The following is a 21,446-nucleotide window of genomic DNA, read 5'->3' on the forward strand; positions in this document are numbered from 1 at the left end:
CCCCGGGATCGGCTCAAGTGGCCTTCCACCGTGGCTCGTTCAGCGCACCGGGAAGCCGAATGAGTGGCCCTGCTGCTTCAGCCACGGCAGCAGGGTGCGCAGCGCGGCCACCGTCTGCGAGCGGTCGCCGCCCGCGTCGTGGAAGAGGATCGTCGGCCCGTTGGCCACCTCCCGCTGAACCGTGGCGACGATGGTGTTCGTGCCCGGCCGCTCGAAGTCCTTGGAGTCCACGTTCCAGCCGAGCGGACGCATCCCGTGCGAGGCCGCGAGGTGCCGGCTGTACGGGGTGAACGCGCCGCCCGGAGCCCGGTAGTACATCGGCCGTACCCCGCCGGACGCCTGGGTGATCTGCCGCTCGGCCTCCAGGATCTGCTGCGACTGGTAGGCCTCGGACTTCTTGTCCATCGTGGTGTCGTGCGACACCGTGTGGTCGCACAGCCGGTGCCCGGCCGCCACCACCTGCCGGACCAGCTCAGGGTGCGCCTTGGCCTGCGGGCCGACCATGCAGAACGTCGCCTTCACGCCGTTCTCGCGCAGCACTTGGAGCACCTGCGGGGTCCAGGACGGGTCCGGCCCGTCGTCGATGGTGATGTTGACGGCGTGCTCGCCCCCCTCCGAGGCATGGGCGATGTCGGCGGACACGGTCGCCGTCTTCGGTGCGGCGTGCCGGACCGGGGCACCTGCCCCGGCCGGACCCCCGCCCGGCTGACCGGCCTCGGCGGTCCACACCGACGTGGCCGCCGCCACCGCGGTCACCCCGACCGCCGCCGCCAGCATCCGGCCGTACCAACCCCGCCCACTGTGCCGCGCCATGCCCCGCCCCGTTCCGTGCCGTGTCCCTGTGCTGTCGTGCACCTTCGTTTCGTGCACCTGTCAGGACGGCCGGGGTTGATCGCGGGATCCGGCTGTTACCGATCACGGACAATTCCGCGGCGCTTCCGCGACAGATGCCGCCGGGATCAACGGCGCGGGACGGTCGGAGGACACCGCTCAGAGCCGGATCGGCCGTCGCAGGCGTCCGGGCAGGCGCTACGGTGACCGGATGGCCCTCCATCCGGAGATCGAACCGTACGCGGACGGCATGCTCGACGTGGGTGACGGCAACCGCGTGTACTGGGAGACCTGCGGCAATCCCGACGGCAGGCCCGCCGTCGTCCTGCACGGCGGACCGGGATCCGGGTGCACCCCGTACGCCCGGCGCCTGTTCGACCCGGCCGCCTATCGGATCGTCCTGCTCGACCAGCGTGGCTGCGGCCGGTCCACACCGCACGCGAGCCGCCACGACACCGACATGAGCGTCAACACCACGGCCCATGTCATGGCCGACCTGGAACTGCTGCGCCGTCACCTGGGCATCACACGGTGGCTGGTGTGGGGCGTGTCCTGGGGGTCGGCGCTCGCGCTGCGGTACGCGCAGACCCACCCGGGCGTGGTCTCCGAACTGGTGCTCACGGGCGTCGCCACCGGGTCGAACGCCGAGGTCGCGCTGCTGACCCGGGGGCTCGGCAAGATCTTCCCGGACGCCTTCGAACGGTTCCGGTCCCAGGTGCCCGCGGACGAGCGCGACGGCAACCTCGCCGCCGCCTACAGCCGGATGCTCGAATCACCCGACCCCGAGCTGCGGGAACGGGCCGCCCGGGCCTGGACCGACTGGGAGACCGCCACGATCCCCGCGCCGCCGCGCTCCGTCGCCCGCTTCGAGGACCCCGTCTTCCGCATGGGCTTCGCCCGCACCGTCACGCACTACTGGGGCAACGACCACTTCCTCGGCGAGGGCAACGACGACGGCGTGGTCCTGCACGACGCCCACCTGCTCAAGGGCATCCCCGGCACCCTGGTCCAGGGAAGCCTCGACTTCGGCAACCTCCTCGGCATCGTCTGGCGGCTCCAACAGGCCTGGTCCGGCAGCGAGTTGGTGATGGTGGACGACACCGGACACTCCACCACTGGTTCCGGTGTGGCGGAGGCGCTGGTCGCGGCGACCGACCGGTACGCGACCCGCGGCTAGCCCCCGAAGGGGGATCCTCCAACTGCGGGATGCTGCGGCATGCGCAGATGAAGGGGGGTGCGCGGAGCGGCCGTGTCAGACCGGCCGGTCGGCAGGAGCCGGAGCCCGTCCCGCCCGGCCCGGCAGGGGCCCGTCCCGCTGCTGGACCAGCTCGACTTCGCGTGCGAGCGGCTGCGGCACCGGCCGGCCGGGCCCGTCACGGACGGCGGCGACGGCGGGGACTTCAGGGGTGAGCCTGCCGCGGAGCCGAGATCGCCCTGCTCCGCGACCTCCATCGGGCGCATCGGCGGACCTGACGGCCGGACCGGCTCACTCCCCGGCCAGTGCCGCTCGGACGATCGCCGCGGCCGCCGTGCCCGCGGCCCGTACCGGTTCGGTGCTGCGCGCGGCCCGGCCCAGCATGAAGGCGCCCTCCAGCAGGGCGATGACCGAACTCGCCGTCTCCCGGGCAGCGGGCTCGGCCATGCCGCCCTGGGCGTAGTAGGCGGCGAGGTGGCCGATCCAGCTGTCGAAGACCTCCGAAGTGGCCCGCCGCAGCGTGTCGTTGGTGCTCGCGACCTCCATCGCGACCGTCGCGATCGGACACGGGTCCGCGAAGTCCAGTTCGGCGAGGGTGCCGGCCGCCGCGGCGAAGGCGTCGGCGGTGGCCGCCACCCGGTCCTCGCACGGCTCCATGAGCGTGGTGATCAGCCCCAGATAGACGGCCCCCGAGGTGCGGATCACCTCCTCGCCCAGCTGGGCCTTGCCGCCGGGGAAGAAGTGGTAGATCGAGCCGAAGGGCGCCTCGGCGGCCTCGGCGATCTGCTTCATCCCGGTGCCGGTGTAGCCCGAGCGCCGGAACAGCTCGGTCCCCGCGTGCACGATGCGCTGCCGGGTCTCATGCGTGCTGATGGCCTTGCCGTCGCTCACGGTGACACCTCCGGGGAGCCGCTGTTGTCAAAGGGCGGTCGGCGCCTATTCTGTCATTAGAACGATCTATCAAGAGACAGTCGAGGCGGCCGACCGGGGCGGAGGCACGGGCATGCCGGAGATCGAGCTGAGTGCGGGACCCATCGACTACGAGGACACCGGAGGCGACGGCCCCGTCGTGCTCCTCGTCCACGGTCTCGGCTTCGACGACTCGGTCTGGGCCGACGTCGTCTCGGCCCTGCGCCCCGACTTCCGCGTCCTGGTCCCCGTGCTGCCCCTCGGCAGCCACCGGCGCCCCATGCGCCCGGACGCGGACCTCTCCGCGCACGGCATCGCCCGCCTGCTGGCCGAGTTCATGGACCGCCTGGACCTGCGCGACGTCACCCTCGTCCAGAACGACACCGGTACGGCCCAACTCCTCGTCGGCGTACGGGACGAACGCATCGCCCGGCTCGTCCTGACCTCGTGCGAGGCGCTGGACAACTACCCGCCCGGCATCCAGGGCCGCATCCTGGACGCGGCCCGAAGGATCCCCGGCGGAGTCTTCCTCCTCCTGCAGTCCTTCCGCTTCCCCTTCCTCGCCCGCATGCAGACCTCGCTCGGCGGCATGACGAAGAAGCGGCTCCCCAAGGAACTCGTCGCCCGCTGGTACGGCCCCTTGCTGACGAGCCGTCAGATCCGCCGTGACTTCGCCAAGTTCCTCCGTGCCACGCGGAAGGACTGCTACCTCGAAGCGGCCCGGAAGCTCCCGGAGTTCACCCGCCCGGCACTGGTCGCCTGGGGCGCCGAGGACCGCATGATGCCACCCGCTACGGGCCGCCGCCTGGCCGAACTGCTGCCGGACGCCCGCTATGTGGAGATCCCCGACGCCCGCACCCTGGTCCAGCTGGACAACCCGGCGGCGCTCACCGAGGAGATCCGCCGTTTCGTCAAGGACAACCCCCTGCCCGGCGAAAACCGGCTCGGCGGATCACGCGTCCAGTGAGACGTACAGCCGTGTGCCGTCGCGCCGGAAGCCGACCCTCTCGTACACGCGGCGGGAACCCTCACCCGAGTACTCCAGCCACACGGACCGCGCTCCCCGGGCGAACATGGTGCCGGCGAGGGTCGCGGTGACCGCGGCGGCGATGCCACGCCCCCGGTACGCCGGCAGCGTGCCCACGCCCGCCAGCTCCGCCGTGCCCTCGGCGGGCGCCGAGCAGATCGCGCCGCCGGCGCAGCCTCCGCCGGGAGCGCGGACGAACCGGACGGCTCCGCCGCCCTCCTCGGTACGCCGCAACCGTGCCGCGCCTTCCGGGGACGGGGCCCACTCGCCACCGAAGGCCTCCGACAGCGCGAGGTCGATCGCCGTGTAGTCCGCCTGCGTGGCCGGGGCCTCGACCTCGACCGGGTCCGCCGAGCCAGGGCCGGGGCCGGGGACGGCCAGCGTGGCGGGGGTGCAGACCAGGTATGCGTGCACCGCCTCCGTGCCGAAACCGGCCCGGCGCAGCGCGGGCTCCACGGCGGGGGCGGCGTCCGGGGCGAACTCCAGCCGCGGCCTGAGCCCGCGCTCGCGGAACGCGGCGATCAGGTCGGCGACGTCCCGGTCGGTGGGCTCGGCGCCGGGGAAGGGGGTGGCGTAGTTGACGTACGGACTGGTCGTCGAGGGATCGAACCCCACGACGAAGCCGCCGACTTCACGCGCCGCCGGGCGGCGCCGGAGGTGGGCGACGGCGAAGCTCTGGACATCGGTGCGCACGACGAAGACCTCACGGTTAGGGCTGTCACAAGGGAACGGCCTCTGGGAAGAGGCGGGCGGTGTGCCGGACACCGCGTCGTGGGGCCGCCGTGAGGAGACGCGAAAGGTACTGCCAGGTGCTGCCGTAGAGCAGGTGGCTCAGTACCGACGGCGGCCGCTGCGGGACGCCGGAACCATGGACCTCAGTCCTTCGTGACGAGTGGTCGGATGCGCTCTCGGACGCGCCGGATCCTGCCACAGCGCGTCAGTACATGACAAGCGGAGGATTTTTCCGGCGGTGTGTCGAGGTGCGAACGTCCCGTTCGACGCTTGGTACGGAGGCGCGACCCGCCTCGGAAGGACACCCGAACAGGAGACGACATGAAGATCCGAGCCCGCCTGGGCATGAGCGTCGACGGTTATGTCACCACCCCGACCGGATGGCCGGCGCATACGGCCGACCCGGCCTTCGTGTCCGGCGAGAGCCACGGCATCCGGGAGTTCCTGGAGGGGTGCGAGGCCGCGCTGATGGGCCGCACCACCTTCGAGCCCGCGCTGACCAACGACCGCTGGCCCTGGCCGAACCTGGATGTGTTCGTGCTCGGCTCCCACCGCCCGGCCGGCACCCCCGACCACGTCGTCACCGACAGCGATCCCGAGCGGCTGCTGGAGAAGATCCGCGCGGCCAACCGGGGTGGCGACGTCCATCTCGTCGGAGGACCGCGCACCATCCAGACCTTCCACGCCCTCGGCGCGCTCGACACGCTGGAGCTGGTCGTCGTGCCGCTGCTGTTCGGCGGCGGCACACAACTGACGCCCGCGCTCGACCCGTCTCTCGGGCTCACCTTCCACAGCGAGCGCGCCCTGCCGGGCGGATCCGTGGAGATCGTCTACACCTGCAAGGGCAGCCGCTCGTCACTCCCGAGCAGTCCCGCGAGCCAGCGCTGACGTCTCGGCGCGGGGCGGAGAGGACAGGATTCGAAGAAAAGGGTGCCGGATGCCGCTGACACGGACCTGACGCCCCCGCGCGCGCCCTCCGGCCCGGGCGGCTCAGCGGCTCGAACGCTGCGCGGCCACGATCGCGTTCACCGTCGGCTCCGCCCCGGCCAGCCGCTGCACCCGTTCGGCGAACCCCGGGAACTGCGACGCGATCTTGGTGAGGAAGCGCAGTTCGGGCGGCGCCACGTTGACCTCGGCGAGATCGCGTTCGATCGCCCGTGTCACGCCCTTGCAGACCTGCGCCGGCGAGACGGTGCGGACACCGCCGGGTGTCGCCGAGCCCGTCTTCGCGAACATGCCCAGATCGCGTACGAATCCCGGCTGGACGATCGAGACGCCCACGCCCGTGCCGTGCAGATCCTGGCGGAAGGCCAGCGAGAAGCCGCGCAGCCCGAACTTCGTCGCGGTGTACAGGGACGACGACTTGGTGGCGGCCATGCCGGACAGCGACCCGACGAAGCAGATGTGGCCGCGGCCGGCGGCCACCATGCCGGGAGCGAGCAGCCGCGCGAGCACCGCCGGGGCCCGCAGGTTCACGGCCAGGGCGCGGTCGATCTGCTCCGGCGTGTAGTCGAGGAGTTCGCCGCTGGAGGGCAGGGCGGCGTTGGCGACCAGGATGTCCGTGCCGGCGGCCTCCTCGGCGAGCCGCCGCACATCGTCGGGGTCGGCCAGATCGGCGGCGATCGTGCGGGCGCCGTAACGATCGGCCAGGGGTTCGAGCGCGTCGAGCCGGCGGCCCGTGAGCACGAGACGGGCGCCGCGGGCGGACAGTTCGGCGGCGAGCGCGCCGCCGATGCCGCCGGTGACACCGGTGAGCAGAACGGTTGACCCGGCAATGTGCACGACTACACCCTCCAGTCCTGTTCGTTCGAACGAACAATAAGGAGCCCTGGCAGCCCTGTCCACAGGCGCGGGCACCCGATGATGGAAGAATGCACGCCATGCCGCACGCCGCCCCTGCCGCCCCGATGCGCCAGCGCATCATCACCGCCGTCCTGCGGATCATCGGCGAGGACGGAGTCGCTGCGGTCACGAACCGGCGGATCGCCAAGGAGGCGGGCGTCTCCCTCGGCTCGGTCACCTACCACTTCGAGACCCAGCACGAGCTGCTGCGGGAGAGCCTGCTGCACTTCGTGCGCGAGGAGGCACGGCACTTCACCGAACTGGCCGACCAGTGCCGGACGGAGGGCCTGGACGTCAAGGACGCGGCGTCGCTGGCCGGCCAGGTGGCCTGCGGCTCGGCACTGGACAGCGCCCATCCGGCGCCCTTCGAGCTGTACCTCCAGGCCGGGCGGGACGAGCGCCTGCGCGAGGCGGCGGCCGAGGCGTTCCGGGCCTACGACCTGCTCGCCGCCCGGATCCTCACCGCGCTGGGCGTCCCCGACGCGGACCGCCTGGCCGCCACGACGGTCGCCCTGGTGATGGGCCTGCAACTGCGGCGCCTGGCCACGGGCAGCCCCGCGGACGACCTGGCCGACGCCCTCCTGCTGCTCATGCCCGTGCCCGCCGGCCGGTCCTCCACGGCCGCTTCACAAGAGCCGCCGGCGCAGTAGGGCCCCGGCGCCGCCGGACGACGTCGTGCGGCCCGCTTCCTCCGCCGGCCCGCAGGCTTCAATTCCCTTGGAGGCGCGCGGCGTTGCCTACAGGGCCCGGGCGATGAGCAGGGCCACGTCGTCGTGGTCGTCGGGGTGGCGCAGGCCGTACAGCAGGACGTCGCAGGTCTCCTCCAGCGGCCGGCGAGGCTCGTCGAGGAGGTCCAGCAGGGCGTTCAGCCGGTCGTCGATGGGGTGCTGACGGGTCTCCACGAGGCCGTCGGTGTAGAGGACCAGCACATCACCGGGGTGCAGGGAGACCGTCGTGGAATCGAACCGGACACCGCCGACGCCGAGCGGTGCCGCGGCCGGCAGTTCCAGGAGCCTCGGTGCCTCGCCGGGCCGCGCGAGCGCGGGCGGCATGTGTCCGGCGTTGGCGACGCAGCACTGTCCGGTAACGGGGTCGTACACCGCGTACAGGCAGGTGACGATGTAGTGCTCCAGATCGCAGGTGATCTTGTCCAGATGCTGCAGCACCGCGCCGGGGGCGAGGTCGAGATCGGCGTAGGCGCAGGTGGCGGTGCGCAACCGGCCCATGGTGGCGGCCGCGTCGATGCCGTTGCCCATGACGTCACCCACCACCAGGGCGGTCTTCTCGTCGCTGAGCGGGATGACGTCGTACCAGTCGCCGCCGACCTCGCTGGTGGCCTGCGCGGGCTGGTAACGGGAGGCGAGCTCCAGGCCCGTGTGGTGCGCCGCGTGCTCGGGCAGCAGACTGCGCTGCAGGGTCAGGGCGGTGTTGCGGACGCTCTGGAACCAGCGGGCGTTGTCGATGGCCACGGCGGCCCGGCCGGCGAGTTCGGCGGCCAGGACGACGTCGTCGTCGTCGAACGGCGCCGGATTGCGGGTCCGCTTGAGGTCGAGGGCGCCGAGCACCTCACCGTGCGCGATCAGCGGCACGGCGAGATACGAGTGGACGCCGGCCTCGGCGAGCAGGGCGCCGGCCTCGGAGTCCCGGGCGATGCGCGGCAGGTCCTGCGGCCCGACGTGACGTATCAGGACCGGCCGCCCGGTGTGGACGCACAGGGTGACCAGACTGTCCCCCTCGTAGCACGCCACGTTGCCGGGAGGGTCGGCGGCGCGCAGCGCGACCGTGGGATGGGCCGCCTTCAGGGCGAGGGCGCGGAAGAGCTCCGGGCCGTTGTCCGGCCGGCGCATACGACGGCAGGACAGGACGGAGTCGAGGACGTCCACGGCGACCACGTCGGCCAGTGCCGGGGCCGCGATCTCCGCCAGTTCATGGGCGGTCTGCTCCACGTCCAGCGCGGTGCCGACCCGCGCTGAGGCGTCCGCGATGAGCGCCAGGCGCCGCCGCGCCCGGTCGGCCTCGGCCGCCGCGCGGTGCCGTTCGGTGACGTCCACCACCGAGACGGCCGCGCCCAGCACCCGGCCGCCGGGATCGTCCAGCCGGTAGAAGGACAGCGACCAGGCGTGGTCGGCTCCGCCATCGGCGGCCGGGCGGCCGACGTGGTACTGGTCCAGCAGGGACGTACCGGTGGTGAGCACCTGACGCAGGGCGGACTCGACGGTGTCGGCGTCCGGGAAGGGCAGGGTCTCCCTCAGGTGACGGCCGATGTGGTCCTCGGCGGGCGTGCCGTCGATCCGCTCCAGCGCCGGATTGACCAGGAGGTACCGCAGATCCGGGTCCAGCAGGGCCAAGCCGATGGGGGACTGGTTGATCAGCCGCTCGCACAGGGCCAGGTCGGTCTCGACGCGCTGGAGCAGGGTGTGGTCGGCCGCGATGCCCAGGGCGTAGACGTCCCCGAGGTCGTCCAGCAGCCGCATGGTCCGGAACTCGGTCAGCCGGCTGCTGCCGTCCTTGTGCCGGATGGGAAACGCGCCGGCCCAGCCCCGGCCGGTCTCCAGCACCTCGGCGAACAGACTCACCACGGCCTGCAGATGCTCCGGGTGCACCAGCAGGTGCGCCGCCGGCTTGCCGAGGGCCTCCTCCGAGGAGTAGCCGAAGAGTTCCTCGGCCTGCGGGGTCCAGAAGACGATACGGCCGCGGATGTCCAGGGCCACCGCGGCCACGCTCAGCACGTCCAGCAGCCCGGTCGGCTGGGGCGTCTCGCCGCCGTGGTCTTCGTGGCCGGCTTCCAGGGAGTCCAGTGTCATGCCGGTTCACCTCCACCGGCCGGGCGGCCGCGCGCGGACGCCGGCGGCCGGTGCCTCCATGGTCCCTCCGAATATCGGTCCCGTCCCAACCGCACGGCGCCCCTTCCCGGGGACGCCGTACCTCCCGCTGTATCCCTGCCCACCAAAGGACAAACAGGCTCATAGTGGTGTATGGGTGGAATTGATGGAATCTGCGCCAGAGGGATTCGCCTCAGCCACGCCGCAGGGACCGGATGATCTCTTCGACGCGTCCACCGACGCGGCCGCGGTGATATCGGAACACGGCATCGTGGTCGGTTGGACCCACAGCGCCGAAACGTTTCTCGGTCACGCAGCACGGGACGTCGTGGGCGCCTCCGCCGCGCGCCTGCTGGCCATGCCCGAGGACCCCGTACGGCTCGCCGGCGTCGTGCAGCGGTGCCGCGCCGGAAACGGCTGGAGCGGGCAGGTCGCCGTACGGCACCGCGACGGCCGCAGCCTCGACATCCAGCTGCGGGTCTCGGCCTCGTTCCGCGTCGGCGACACCGAGTGCTTCCTGCTGTCGGCCCGTGCCCAGCGGCAGCGGTGGCCCATGGGCCAGTCGGTCCTGGACGGGTTCCTCACCCGCGCCCCGGTCGGCATGGCCGTCATGGACACCGACCTGCGCTACGTCTGGCTGAACGACACCCTGGAGCGGTTCGGCGGGGTCCCCCGGGACGCGCGGCTCGGACGCCGGCTGAGCGAGCTGCTGCCCGGGCTGCAGGCCGAGGCCTTGGAGAGCCTGATGCGCAAGGTGATCGCGACGGGCATACCGGTGACCGACTACGAGTACGTGGGCTGGAGCTGGGCCGACCCGCACCGCCAGCACGCCTACTCGACCTCGTTCTTCCCCCTGGTCGACGCCGACGACGCCATCACCGGCGTGTGCTACATGGTCCAGGACGTCACCGATCGGTGGAACGCCCGGCAGCTGCTGACCATGGTCAACCAAGCCGGCACCAGCATCGGCACCGCACTCGACGTGATGCAGACCGCCCAGGAGCTCGCCGACTTCGCCGTCCCCCGCTTCGCGGACTTCGTCGTCGTCGACCTGCTGGAACCCGTGCTCAGTACCGACGGCCACGGGGCGTGGCTGACCGACGCGGGACCCGCGCACGCCAGACCCGTGCTGCGCCGGGCGGCGCTGCGCTCGGTGCGCGAGGACACACCCGAGGCCATCGTCCGGATCGGCGAGCGGGTCGAGTTCATCCCGCCGCCCCACGGCGGCCACCTGCTCCTCGACGGCGAGCCCCTGCTCATCCCGGTCCTCGACCCCTGCGACCAGCTGTGGGTCGCGCGGGACCCGGAGCGGACCGAAAGCATGCGCGCGTACGGCATGCACTCGCTCATCGCCGTGCCGATGCGGGCCCGGAACACCGCCCTCGGCCTCGCCACGTTCGTCCGGTCGCTCAACCCCGTCTCCTTCGGGCCCGACGACGTCCTGTTGGCCCGGGAACTGGTGGCACGTGCGGCGGTGTGCGTCGACAACGCCCGCCGCTACACCCGGGAGCACGCGGCGGCGATCACCCTGCAGCGCAGCCTGCTCCCACCCGCCCTGAACGGCGGCACCGCGCTGGAGGTGGCCTCCTCCTATCTGCCGGCGGATCCCTCCGGTGGCGTCGGCGGCGACTGGTTCGACGTGATCCCGCTCTCCGGCGCACGGGTGGGCCTCGTCATCGGCGACGTGGTCGGCCACGGCATCTCCGCGGCGGCGAGCATGGGCCGGCTGCGCACCGCGGTGCAGACCCTCGCCGCCATGGAGATGTCTCCCGACGACCTGCTCGCCCATCTCGACGACCTCGTGCTCCGGCTGAGCGACGAGGAGGCGGCCGCCGGCACGGCAGGCCGCAGCACTTTCATCGGCGCGACCTGCCTCTACGCCGTCTACGACCCCGTCAGCAGACGGTGTGCGCTGGCCCGGGCCGGTCACCCGCCGCCCGTCGTCGTGGCACCGGACGGACACGCCTGCTTCCCGGAGATCCCCGCCGGACCCCCGCTCGGGCTGGGTGGCATGGCCTTCGAGGCGACCGAGATCGAACTGCCCGAGGACAGCCTCTTCGGCCTGTACACCAACGGTCTCATCGTGGGCCGCGACCAGGACGTGGAGCGGGGCATGTCCCGGCTCAAAGAGGTCCTCGACCACACCGGGGACGACCTGGACACGCTGTGCACGTTCGTCGTACGGCAGCTGGTGCCTGTGCCCCAGCCCGACGACATCGCCCTGCTGCTGACCCGCACCCACACCCTGGCAGCCGACCGGGTCGCCTCCTGGGACGTACCCCCCGACCCGGCCGCCGTCGGCACCCTGCGCGCCCTCGCCACCCGCCAGGTCGAGGAGTGGGGCCTCACGGAACTGGCCATGACGACCGAACTGGTCGTGAGCGAACTCGTCACCAACGCCATCCGCTACGCCGCCACACCCCTGCGGCTACGGCTCCTCCGCGACGCCCGCCTCACCTGCGAGGTCTCCGACGCCAGCAGTACGGCCCCCCGGCTCAGGCATGCCAGGAGCACGGACGAGGGCGGCCGCGGACTCTTCCTGGTGGCCCAGCTCACCCAGCGCTGGGGGGCCCGGTACACCGGCGAAGGGAAGATCATCTGGGCCGATCAGGAGATCCCCTGAACCCCGATTTGCCTTCGAGCGCACTCCAGCATCCAGACTGACCGTGACGACGATCCGGGCCGAGGACAGAACAGGACGGCGGCAGATGGCAGCGACACACCGGGCGGGGCACGCTCTGCCCTACGACACCTATCGTGAGGCCGTCGCCCGCGAGACCCTGCGCTTCTGCGAGGTGACCGAGGGCGTCGACCCGGCGACCCCCGTGCCCTCCTGCCCCGACTGGACCCTGGCCGACCTCACCCGGCACGTCGGAGCACTGCAGCGCTGGTTCTGCACCCTGCTGACCCGGCTGGTGCAGGAACCTCCCCGCAGCCGCGACGTCGAGCTCGGGCTGCCGGAGCACGCGCGCGACTATCCCGGCTGGGTGGCGGCGGGGGTGCCCGCGGTGGCGGCCGTCCTGCGGGACACCGATCCCGGGGCACCGATGTGGGTGTGGGGCGAGGACCGGCACGCGCGGTTCTGGGCCCGCCGGATGCTGTTCGAGACGCTGGTGCACCGGGTGGACGCGGAGCGGGCCGTCGGCCTGACCTCGGACATCGACCCCGTGCTCGCGGCGGACGGCGTGGACGAGTTCCTCGTCAACCTGCCCTACGCGGGCCTCTTCGCCCCCGGTGTGACCAAGCTGCGCGGTGACGGCGAAACCCTCGCGTTCCGCAGCACGGGCGTCGAGGGCGGCCCCGGCGAGGAGTGGCGGATGCGGCTGGACCCGGACGGCTTCCGCCCGGTGGGCGGCGAGGCCGAGGACCCCGGGCCGGTCACGGCGGCGGTGCGCGGGCAGGCGGCGGACCTGCTGCTGCTCCTCTACGGGCGGCGGTCGTACCAGGACTCCGGCTTCGAGGTCTCGGGACAGGCCGCGGTCCTCGAGAACTGGTTCACCCACACCGCCTTCTGACCCGGGCCGCGCTCACTCGGCCGGCAGCCGCGCCGACGGTGCCTCGGGCAGCAGACAGACCGCGAGCGCCGCGGTGTCGTCCTTGAGCCCGGCGTGGCTGTAGGCCAGCAGGTCGTCGTGGAGCCGTGCGAGCAGCTCCTTCGGCGGGAGGGGACCCCAGGAGCGGAGACGGTCGAGCAGCGGGTAGAAGGCGCCGGTCGCGTCCCGCGTCTCCGTGACGCCGTCCGTGTACAGCAGCAGCTGATCGCCGGGCCGGAACGGGTAGGTGTCGAGGTGATACGGGTCCTCGACCAGTATGCCGAGGTTCAGGGGCGGCGCCGGCCGCCCGCTCTCCAGTTCGCGCACCTCGCCGTCCCGCAGCCAGACGGGCGGCGGATGGCCGCAGTTGACGATGCGGACGATGTGGCCTTCGGCGGGGACCTCGGCGAAGACCGCGGTGACGAACCGTTCGCTCGTCTCGGTCCCGCCGAGCTGCGTCGCCCTGCGGCTCATGCTCGTGTCCACCCGGCCGGCCAGAGCGAGCAGATCGGGTTCGTCGTACGCCACCTCGCGGAACGCCCCCAGCATGGCGGCCGCGGTCTCCACCGCCACCAGCCCCTTGCCGCGGACGTCACCGATGAGCAGACGGACGCCGAACCGGGTGGAGACCGCCTCGTAGAGGTCGCCGCCGATGCGTGCCTCCGCGGCGGCGGAGAGATACAGGCTCTGCAGCCGGAGGTTGCCGATCCTGTGCGGTAGGGGGCGGAGCAGGACGCGCTGCGCGGTCTCGGCGACGAACCGCACGTCGGCGAGCGTGCGTTCACGCCGGATCCGGTGGGCGGCCAGGATCGCGCCGAGACCGCCCACGAGGGCCGTACAGATGTAGGAGGCGACGTAGTGACGGTCCCACAGATAGTCGGCGGGCCGGCCCGCACAGCAGGGAGTACCGGCCAGCACCGCTTCGAGGCCCACGGCGAACACCGTGGCGGCGCCGACGGCCAGGGGCCCGTGCGCGAACGCGGCCAGTACGGGCACGGCGATCAGTGCGAAGCTCACCGGCCAGTCGACGGGCGTGAGCGGCTCCACCAGCAGCACGGCCGCGACGTACAGCACGGGCAGCCAGCGCAGCCACGCCGGAGGCGCCGGCAGCCGGGGCCGTGGTGTCGTGCCGTCCTGCTCCGGCTCCCGGCCGGTCCGTCCGATCTTCACCCGTCCAGCCTGGTCTGCCGCGCCCCCGCACCCCTGCGATTGCTCCACTCAACGGCATGTTCCGGGTGCCATGCGCGGTCGGTGATTGCGTCCACGATCGGTGATCGTCACCCTGGGCGGGTGATCCTGGTTCCGGGCCGGCTGTGGCAGGGGAGCCCGGTGCGCAGGGCACTGGGCACCGGGCTCCCCGCGGGCGCCTTCTTCGGCGCCTTCGTCCTCGTGGAGTCGGGCTCGTGGGTCGGCGCCGCCGTCGTCTTTCTGATCCTGAGCCCGTTCCACGGCATCCGGTCGGCACGGCGGATGGGCAGAGCATGGCCAGGTGCCCGGGACTTGAACGCCGCCGACCGCGCGGCGGTGGTGCGTGCCACCCGGCGGGGCGAGGCCATCGCCGACCCCGCGCTGGCGCCCGCGGTCGTCGAGTACGCCGACGGCCTGAGCCGAGTCGCCGAGGAGGACCGGCTGCGTCGCCCGCTGGTCCTCCTCGTGACCGCCCTCGCGATCGTGCTCGCCGTGTACGACAGCTTCACGGCACCGACCGGCGTGCTCGTCACCTCATGGCTGGTGGTCGCGCTCCTGCTCGCCGACATCGCCTGGTGGCCCGGCAGACGCTCGCGCGTGCTGAGCCGGGCGGAGCGGGCGCGGGACCTCGCCCGCTCCGCCCGGACCGGAGACCGTCCGGCGCACTAGGCGCCGAAGCCGATGGCGAAGACGTGCAGTCCCCCGGCGGCGACATCGGACGGCAGGCGCACGCTGCTGACCGTCCTGCCCGCGCTCAGGGCCACCGGCGTCGTGGCGAACACATACGTCTGCGTGCTGTCGGACGCGGTGCCCGCGTGGTTGCGGTAGGGCAGGGTCACCGCGACGGTGTTGTCGGCGAGCGGTGAGGCGGCGCCCGCGCTCAACGTCCAGTCGGAGAAGCCGAGGGCGACCGACTGGGTCGTGCCGTCGGTGTAGGTGACGGTCGCGGTGCCGGACGCCGGGCCGTTGTTGGCGGCACCGAGGAAGGAGATGCTGCCGGAGCCGGACGTCCGTACCGTCTGCCCGTTGGCCTCGTAGTTGTCCCGTGCGCCGGACGCCGTGTCGGGCCAGGGGAACGTGACGCCGTTGACCGTGAGCCGCGAACCGGGGGTGACTCCTGCGGCGGCCAGGGCGTGCGCGGAGTAGCTGTAGCCCGCGCCGTCGAAGTCGGCCGAGGCGGCGGCGGTGTCGCCGGACGTCCCGACGCCCGTGTATCCGGGTGCGCCCGGATAGGAGCGCGGGGCGGCGGAGGCGTCCGACGCCCAGGACGTGTCGGGGGAGGTGCCGAGCACGTAGGTGAGGGTGCCGCCGCGGGTGAGGGCGCCGTCGGGCGCGTGCGCGGCGTTCCATGCCGCGCCGTTCCAGGTGGCGGACTGGACGTACGGCGCGTCGTCCGCCGCCCCCGTGCCGTTGATCGTGAGGGTGCGGCCGGACGGCAGGGTGATCACCGCCTGGCTGAACAGCGGGCTGCCCAGCGCCAGGTCGGCGGTGCCGGGGGTCTCCGGGTACATGCCGAGGGCGGACCACACGTACCACGAGCTCATCTCGCCCAGGTCGTCGTTGCCCGCAAGACCGGCCGGGCTGTCGGTCCAGATCTGGTCCTGGACCTGCCGGACGACCTGCTGCGTCCGGTACGGGCGGCCGATGTAGTCGTACTCCCAGGGGATGCCGAGGCTGGGCTCGTTGCCCAGGTCGGTGTAGCCGCCGGCGCCGGTCAGCGAGGACAGGTCCGTGTCCAGGTACGTGGCCATGGCCGCGTCACCGCCCATGGCGGTCGCCAGTCCGTGCACGTTGAACGGCACCATCGGCGTGTACTGCCAGGAGTCGCCCTCGACGAAGTTCTTCCCCGACGTCGGAGAGAAACCGGCCGTCCAGGTGCCCGAGGCGTCGCGGGGCTGGATGAAGCCGCTGCCGAAATGGAACAGGTTCTGCCAGTCCTGCGCCCGGTCCGCGAACCTGTGCTGATCGGCGGTGTGTCCGAGGGCACCGGCGAAGGCCGAGACGGCGAAGTCGGCCGCGTCGTACTCCAGGGTGGTGGACGCGGCGCCGTAGAAGTTGCAGCAGCCGTACCTGCCGTTGCTGGGCAGCCGGCCGAGTTGCTCCAGATAGGCGAGCCCGGGCCGGTTGTCGTTGGGGACGGTGGCCTCCGCGATCATGCCCTTCAGCGCGGTGGCGGTGTCGAAGTTCCTGGCGCCGAAGGCGTAGTAGTCGGCGATGATCTCGTCCGCGGGATCGCCGACCATGACATGGGTCTCGCCGTTGTTCTCCGACCACTTGGGGAAGAGGCCGGTCTGACGGTAGTCGTCGACCATCGACTGGGCGCTGTCGGCGGCTGTCCGCGGTGCGACCAGGGCTTCGAGCTGGGCCTGCGAGCGGTAGACGTCCCAGCCCGAGTAGTTGGCGTAGGCGGCGCCGTGGCGGGCGTCCACGGTGTGGATCCTGCCGTCGAAGCCGGGATAGCGGCGGTCGGTGTCACTGATCACGTTCGGATGCAGCAGCGCGTGATAGAGCGCGGTGTAGAAGACGGTCTGCCGGGCGGGCGTCCCGCCGGCGATCCGCACCCGGCCGAGGAGGGACTTCCAGGCGCCGTGTGCCGCGCCGCGCACCTTGACCAGGTCCCAACCGCCGTTCTCCGCCTGCCGGTTGCCCGCGGCGCCGGCGGCCGACACATAGGAGATGCCGACCTTGGCCTGAACGGTCCGGTCCGTGGTGGTGTCGAACGTGACGTAGCCGTCGGAGCCGCTCGCCCGGGGAGCGAAGGTGTGGGGTGTACGGGACACGTTGCCGTGCAGCGTGGGCTTGTTCGGCTCCTCGGGGGCGCTGGGGGAGGCGTTGGTCCTGGGCGTGGTGGGCGTGGCGGCGGCCAGGGCGGTGCCGCTGTGACGGAACGGCTGGTCGAAGACCATGTCGTAGTAGACGGTGTAGGAGTTGCCCTCGCCGCAGAAGTTGCCGCTGGTGACCTTGCCTCTGACCTCTCTGTCGTTCACCACGTCGAACTCGGCGGCGCTGTCGCCGTTCTCGCTGCTCGTCAGCTTGAACAGCAGGTTCGCCCGACGGGTGGACGGGAAGGTGAAGCGGGCCATGCCGCTGCGGGTGGTGGCGGTCAGTTCCGTCTTGACGCCGTTGTCCAGCGACACCGTGTACGAGCCGGGCGTCGCGGACTCGTCGGCGTGCGAGAAGCTGTCCGTGGCGCGCGTGTCGACGGCGCCGACGGTCGGCAGCACCGGGATGTCGCCTGCGGCCCGGCAGCCCGGTCCCGCGATGTGGGTGAGGCCGAATCCGGTGATGGCCGAGTCGGCGTACTCGTAGCCGCCACCGTCCGGCCGGTGCGGGCTGGTGTCGGGGCTCCACTGGACCATCCCGAACGGGGTGTCGGCCCCCGGGAAGTCGTCGGCGGCGTGCGAGGTCCCGATGAACGGGTTCACGAGCGAGGCCGGATCGGCGACCGGCGCGAGGGTGACGGGAGCGGCGTGGGCGGGGGCGGAGACGGCGCCCACGACCAGGACGCCGGTGGCCAGCACGGACAGAAGGCGGAACGGCACCATCGTGACCATGTCCCTTCGGCAACGTTGTCCCGAAGCTCGCCCCTTCGGTCCGTCACCTTGACCCAAGTCCAAAACTTTTCATAAGGCCAAAGCAACAAATCTTGACGGCAACCACCACCGTGCGTACGGTCCGCAACGGCCGCTCCAGCGCTCCAACTCGACTGCTCCCAGCCCCCATCACCCCCCATCGAGGAGCCCAGCATGCGCGGAAGCCCCAGATCACTCGCGTCGCTCCTGGCCGTCGTCGGCCTCGTCCTCGGCGCGTTGCTCGGCCTGCCCGGACCGTCACAGGCCGCGGGTTCGCTGCCCTGTGACATCTACGGCGCCGCCGGCACTCCCTGCGTCGCCGCGCACAGCACGGTGCGCGCGCTCTTCGCCTCCTACGACGGCCCGCTGTACCGGGTCACCCGCGCCTCCGACGGGGCCGGCACCGACATCGGGCCGCTCTCCCCGGGCGGTTACGCCGACGCCGGCCGGCAGGACAGGTTCTGCGCGGACACCACGTGCGCCATCACGAAGATCTACGACCAGACCTCCCGGCACAACGACCTCACCCCGGGCCCGGCGGGCACCGCCGGCATGGGCGCGGACCGGGGCGCGGACGCCTCCGAGCTCGCCGTCACCGCCGGCGGACACAAGGTGTACGGCGTGTGGATCTCACCCGGAGTCGGCTACCGGTACACGGGCGCCGCCTCCGGTGTCGCCGTGAACGGACAACCGGAGGGTGCCTACATGGTGGCCAGCGGCACCCACGTGGGCTCCGCCTGCTGCTTCGACTACGGCAACGCCGAGAGCACACCGGCCGACACCGGCAACGGCCACATGGACGCAGTCAGCCTCGCGACCACCTGCTACTTCGCACCGTGCACCGGCTCCGGGCCCTGGGTCGAGGCCGACCTGGAGAACGGCATGTTCCAGGGCGGCAACGGCTCCAACACCGCCAACCGGGGCAACGGCAGCACCTTCGTCACCGCCGTGCTGAAGAACAACGGGCAGACGCGGTACGCGCTCAAGGGCGGCGACGCGCAGTCGGGCGGGCTCACCACCTGGTGGGACGGCGCCCTGCCCACGCGCGGCGGCTATCAGCCCATGCACCAGGAGGGCGGCATCATCCTCGGCACGGGCGGCGACAACAGCAACTGGAACATGGGCACGTTCTTCGAGGGCGTGATGGTCTCCGGCTATCCGACCGACGCCGCCGAGAACGCCGTCCAGGCGAACATCGTCTCCGTCGGCTACTCCGGTGAGACGAACGTCCCCAACGGCCCTCAGGGCACCATCACCGGCCCCGGCGGCACGTGTGTCGACGTGGCGGCCGATGACACCGGCACCGACGGGGCGGCCGTACAGCTGTGGGACTGCCAGTCGTACGCGGAGGACCAGCACTGGACCCACTACGCCGACGGAACCCTGCGCACGCTGGGCCGGTGTCTGGACATCGACGGCAACGGGACGGCGAACGGTGCGAAGGTGGAGTTGTGGGACTGCGATGGTGCGGGTGGGCAGAAGTGGGTGCAGCAGGGTGATGGTTCGCTGCTGAATCCGCAGTCGGGTCGGTGCCTGGACTCTCCCGGTGGTGCGACGGGCAACGGGACGCGGCTGCAGATCTGGGACTGCAACGGCTCGGCGGCCCAGAAGTTCTCGGTCGACGGCGGTGCCCCGATCGCGGGACCGGGCGGCACGTGCGTCGACGTGGCGGCCGACGACACCGGCACCGACGGGGCGGCCGTACAGCTGTGGGACTGCCAGTCCTGGGCGGTCGACCAGCACTGGTACCACCGCACCGACAGCTCCCTCGGCACGCTGGGCCGGTGTCTGGACATCGACGGGAACGGGACGGCGAACGGTACGAAGGTGGAGTTGTGGGACTGCGATGGTGTGGGTGGGCAGAAGTGGGTGCAGCAGGGTGATGGTTCGCTGCTGAATCCGCAGTCGGGTCGGTGCCTGGACTCTCCCGGTGGTGCGACGGGCAACGGGACGCGGCTGCAGATCTGGGACTGCAACGGCTCGGCGGCCCAGAAGTTCCGGCTGGGCTGACAGCGGATCACCCCTGGACCGCTACGGCGTCGAGCCGCGTCGGGTGTCAGTGGATGTTCTCCTCCTCCGGCACCACGACCTGGTCGATCAGCCCCTGGATCTGTTCGCTGGGCAGGGCGACCGCCATGGCCCAGTAGTAGATGACGAGGCTGAACGCGGCCGTGACGCCGATGTCCCACCACAACGGGAACCAGGGGTGCCGGAGCGGCCCGAAGTCGCTGAGGTAGACGATGAGCCCCATGCCCACCAGGTAGACCGGCAGCCATTGCGCGGCGCGCAGGTCGAGCTGGGGAGTGATGGGGTTCATCTTGAACACCCGGTTCGCGATCAGTATGACGTAGCCGAGCAGGATGGCGACGCCCAGCTTCCAGTCGGTGGTCCAACCCGACCACAGGATCAGCAGGTTGGCGACGATGAAGGCGAGCGGAGACAGCACGCCGCCGCCCGGCAGCCGGTAGGGGCGGTGGGCGTCGGGCAGCCGGTTGCGGAACACCCCGAAGGAGAGCGGGGCACCGGCGTACATCAGCACGCTCGCGCTGGTGATCAGGCCGACCAGGGAACGCCAGCTGGGGAAGGGCAGGAAGCAGATGCAGCCGACCACGAAGGCGGTGATCAGACCGACCCAGGGGACACCGCGCCGGTTGGTGTTCTCGAACGCGGACGGCACATAACCGTTGCGGCTCAGGCCGTAGGACACCCGGGAGGAGCCGGTGATGTAGATCAGACCGGTGCCGGCCGGGGAGACCACGGCGTCGAGATAGAGGACCGTGGCCAGCCAGCCCAGGCTGATGAGCGTGGCGACCTGGGCGAACGGCCCGCTCAGCGCGGTGAACGCGGAATCGGCCCAGTGGTGGCCGATCTGGGAGGCGGGCAGCGCGGCGAGGAAGGTGACCTGCAGCAGGATGTAGATGACGATGCCGAGCAGGATCGACCCGATCACCGCCCGCGGGATGTCCCGCTTGGGGTTGGCGCTCTCGCCGGCGAGCTGGTCGGCCTGCTCGAAGCCCAGCAGCGCGAAGATGATGCCGCTGGTGGAGACGGCGGACAGGATGCCCTTGGCCCCGTAGGGGCTGAAGCCGTCGGCCGCGGTGAAGTTGCTCGTGTGGAACTGGGCGATGGCGAACACGAAGATGGTCAGCAGGGGGACGCCGACCTTCCACCACGTCGCCGCGCTGTTGGTGCGGGCCAGCAGCCGGATGCTGAGGAAGTTGATGGCCGTGATGACCGCCATCAGTCCGACCGCGACGGCGATTCCGGTCGGCGTCAGGACGTGCTCGCCGCCCTTGACCTTCTCCCAGCCGCTCGCCCAGGAGTAGTGCTGGCCGTAGGTGATCATCGCCAGCACCTCGATGGGCGCCACCGTGGCCGCCTGCAGCCAGGAGAACCAGCCGAACGACGCGCCGGCGGCGCCGCCGAAGGCGTAGTGCGGGAAGCGCGCGGTGCCACCCGAGACCGGGTACATGCCGCCGAGCTCCGCGTGCACCAGCGCCAGGATCAGGATCGCGAGGCCGCCGATGGCCCAGGAGATGATCGCCGCCGGCCCGGCGGCCGCCAGGGCACCCTGCGCGCCGAACAGCCACCCGGACCCGATGATCGACCCCTCCGAGGCCCAGATGAGGCCGACGAAGCCGATCTCACGCCGAAGCCCGGGTTTCCGGGTCTTGGGGCCGGTCGCCGTCTTTGACACAGCCATGGTGCACGCCCCCTCGATAGGGTGACGAACATCACTAGCGTGATGTTCGTCACCATGGTGCCACGATGACGAGGTCAGGGCGCTCGCCGTGC

General features: G+C 71.7%; 16 protein-coding genes. 8 read left to right on the forward strand and 8 right to left on the reverse strand.

All coding sequences use genetic code 11. The features are described 5' to 3' along the window. Positions 1-39: 39 nt before the first annotated feature. The gene (locus tag ACQPXS_RS42870) at positions 40-813 is read right to left on the reverse strand and encodes a polysaccharide deacetylase family protein (protein ID WP_433454888.1); all 774 of its coding nucleotides are present in this window, start codon (positions 811-813) and stop codon (positions 40-42) included. Between the two features lie 229 nt (positions 814-1,042). Here ACQPXS_RS42870 and pip point away from each other — a divergent pair, with 229 nt between their 5' ends. Beyond that, on the forward strand, positions 1,043-2,008 hold the full coding sequence (pip, locus tag ACQPXS_RS42875) for a prolyl aminopeptidase (protein ID WP_433454889.1): 966 nt from the start codon (positions 1,043-1,045) through the stop codon (positions 2,006-2,008). A 309-nt stretch (positions 2,009-2,317) separates the two neighbouring features. Here pip and ACQPXS_RS42880 read toward each other — a convergent pair whose 3' ends face one another. Further along, on the reverse strand, positions 2,318-2,917 hold the full coding sequence (locus ACQPXS_RS42880; RefSeq protein WP_433454890.1) for a TetR/AcrR family transcriptional regulator: 600 nt from the start codon (positions 2,915-2,917) through the stop codon (positions 2,318-2,320). 112 nt (positions 2,918-3,029) lie between these two features. Between ACQPXS_RS42880 and ACQPXS_RS42885 the strand changes: the two genes are divergently transcribed. Then, entirely contained in the window at positions 3,030-3,902 is an 873-nt protein-coding gene (locus ACQPXS_RS42885) for an alpha/beta fold hydrolase (RefSeq protein ID WP_433454891.1), read from the forward strand. Here ACQPXS_RS42885 and ACQPXS_RS42890 read toward each other — a convergent pair. Further along, positions 3,888-4,655 (reverse strand): GNAT family N-acetyltransferase, encoded by a 768-nt coding sequence (locus ACQPXS_RS42890; protein ID WP_433454892.1) that lies wholly within the window; start codon positions 4,653-4,655, stop codon positions 3,888-3,890. The genes ACQPXS_RS42885 and ACQPXS_RS42890 overlap by 15 nt on opposite strands. A gap of 360 nt (positions 4,656-5,015) precedes the next feature. Between ACQPXS_RS42890 and ACQPXS_RS42895 the strand changes: the two genes are divergently transcribed. Next, on the forward strand, positions 5,016-5,582 hold the full coding sequence (locus ACQPXS_RS42895; protein WP_365328467.1) for a dihydrofolate reductase family protein: 567 nt from the start codon (positions 5,016-5,018) through the stop codon (positions 5,580-5,582). 102 nt (positions 5,583-5,684) lie between these two features. Here ACQPXS_RS42895 and ACQPXS_RS42900 read toward each other — a convergent pair whose 3' ends face one another. Continuing rightward, on the reverse strand, positions 5,685-6,476 hold the full coding sequence (locus ACQPXS_RS42900) for an SDR family NAD(P)-dependent oxidoreductase (RefSeq protein WP_356313850.1): 792 nt from the start codon (positions 6,474-6,476) through the stop codon (positions 5,685-5,687). Between the two features lie 98 nt (positions 6,477-6,574). On the opposite strand from ACQPXS_RS42900, the gene ACQPXS_RS42905 reads away from it, so the two are divergent. Next, positions 6,575-7,186 carry a TetR/AcrR family transcriptional regulator gene (locus tag ACQPXS_RS42905; protein ID WP_433454893.1) on the forward strand — a complete coding sequence of 204 codons (612 nt, stop codon included), beginning with the start codon at positions 6,575-6,577 and terminating at the stop codon, positions 7,184-7,186. 87 nt (positions 7,187-7,273) lie between these two features. Here the strand turns inward: ACQPXS_RS42905 and ACQPXS_RS42910 are convergent, their stop codons facing one another. Next, on the reverse strand, positions 7,274-9,340 hold the full coding sequence (locus ACQPXS_RS42910; protein WP_433454894.1) for a SpoIIE family protein phosphatase: 2,067 nt from the start codon (positions 9,338-9,340) through the stop codon (positions 7,274-7,276). Between the two features lie 184 nt (positions 9,341-9,524). Between ACQPXS_RS42910 and ACQPXS_RS42915 the strand changes: the two genes are divergently transcribed. Together ACQPXS_RS42915 and ACQPXS_RS42920 are read left to right on the forward strand one after the other, a co-directional pair. Then, entirely contained in the window at positions 9,525-11,981 is a 2,457-nt protein-coding gene (locus ACQPXS_RS42915; protein ID WP_433454895.1) for a SpoIIE family protein phosphatase, read from the forward strand. 85 nt (positions 11,982-12,066) lie between these two features. Further along, on the forward strand, positions 12,067-12,873 hold the full coding sequence (locus tag ACQPXS_RS42920) for a maleylpyruvate isomerase family mycothiol-dependent enzyme (protein WP_433454896.1): 807 nt from the start codon (positions 12,067-12,069) through the stop codon (positions 12,871-12,873). A 12-nt stretch (positions 12,874-12,885) separates the two neighbouring features. Here ACQPXS_RS42920 and ACQPXS_RS42925 read toward each other — a convergent pair whose 3' ends face one another. Beyond that, positions 12,886-14,061 (reverse strand): PP2C family protein-serine/threonine phosphatase, encoded by a 1,176-nt coding sequence (locus tag ACQPXS_RS42925; RefSeq protein WP_433454897.1) that lies wholly within the window; start codon positions 14,059-14,061, stop codon positions 12,886-12,888. 120 nt (positions 14,062-14,181) lie between these two features. Between ACQPXS_RS42925 and ACQPXS_RS42930 the strand changes: the two genes are divergently transcribed. After that, positions 14,182-14,748, forward strand: a complete 567-nt coding sequence (locus tag ACQPXS_RS42930) for a hypothetical protein (RefSeq protein WP_433454898.1) — start codon at positions 14,182-14,184, stop codon at positions 14,746-14,748. Here ACQPXS_RS42930 and ACQPXS_RS42935 read toward each other — a convergent pair. Then, positions 14,745-17,633 carry a lectin gene (locus tag ACQPXS_RS42935; RefSeq protein WP_433454899.1) on the reverse strand — a complete coding sequence of 963 codons (2,889 nt, stop codon included), beginning with the start codon at positions 17,631-17,633 and terminating at the stop codon, positions 14,745-14,747. The genes ACQPXS_RS42930 and ACQPXS_RS42935 overlap by 4 nt on opposite strands. 192 nt (positions 17,634-17,825) lie before the next feature. Here ACQPXS_RS42935 and ACQPXS_RS42940 point away from each other — a divergent pair, with 192 nt between their 5' ends. Further along, the gene (locus tag ACQPXS_RS42940; RefSeq protein ID WP_433454900.1) at positions 17,826-19,661 is read left to right on the forward strand and encodes an arabinofuranosidase catalytic domain-containing protein; all 1,836 of its coding nucleotides are present in this window, start codon (positions 17,826-17,828) and stop codon (positions 19,659-19,661) included. Between the two features lie 46 nt (positions 19,662-19,707). Here the strand turns inward: ACQPXS_RS42940 and ACQPXS_RS42945 are convergent, their stop codons facing one another. Continuing rightward, positions 19,708-21,354 (reverse strand): APC family permease, encoded by a 1,647-nt coding sequence (locus ACQPXS_RS42945; RefSeq protein ID WP_433454901.1) that lies wholly within the window; start codon positions 21,352-21,354, stop codon positions 19,708-19,710. Positions 21,355-21,446 lie beyond the last annotated feature (92 nt).

The organism is Streptomyces sp. CA-142005, assembly GCF_050942335.1.
GTDB lineage: Bacteria > Actinomycetota > Actinomycetes > Streptomycetales > Streptomycetaceae > Streptomyces.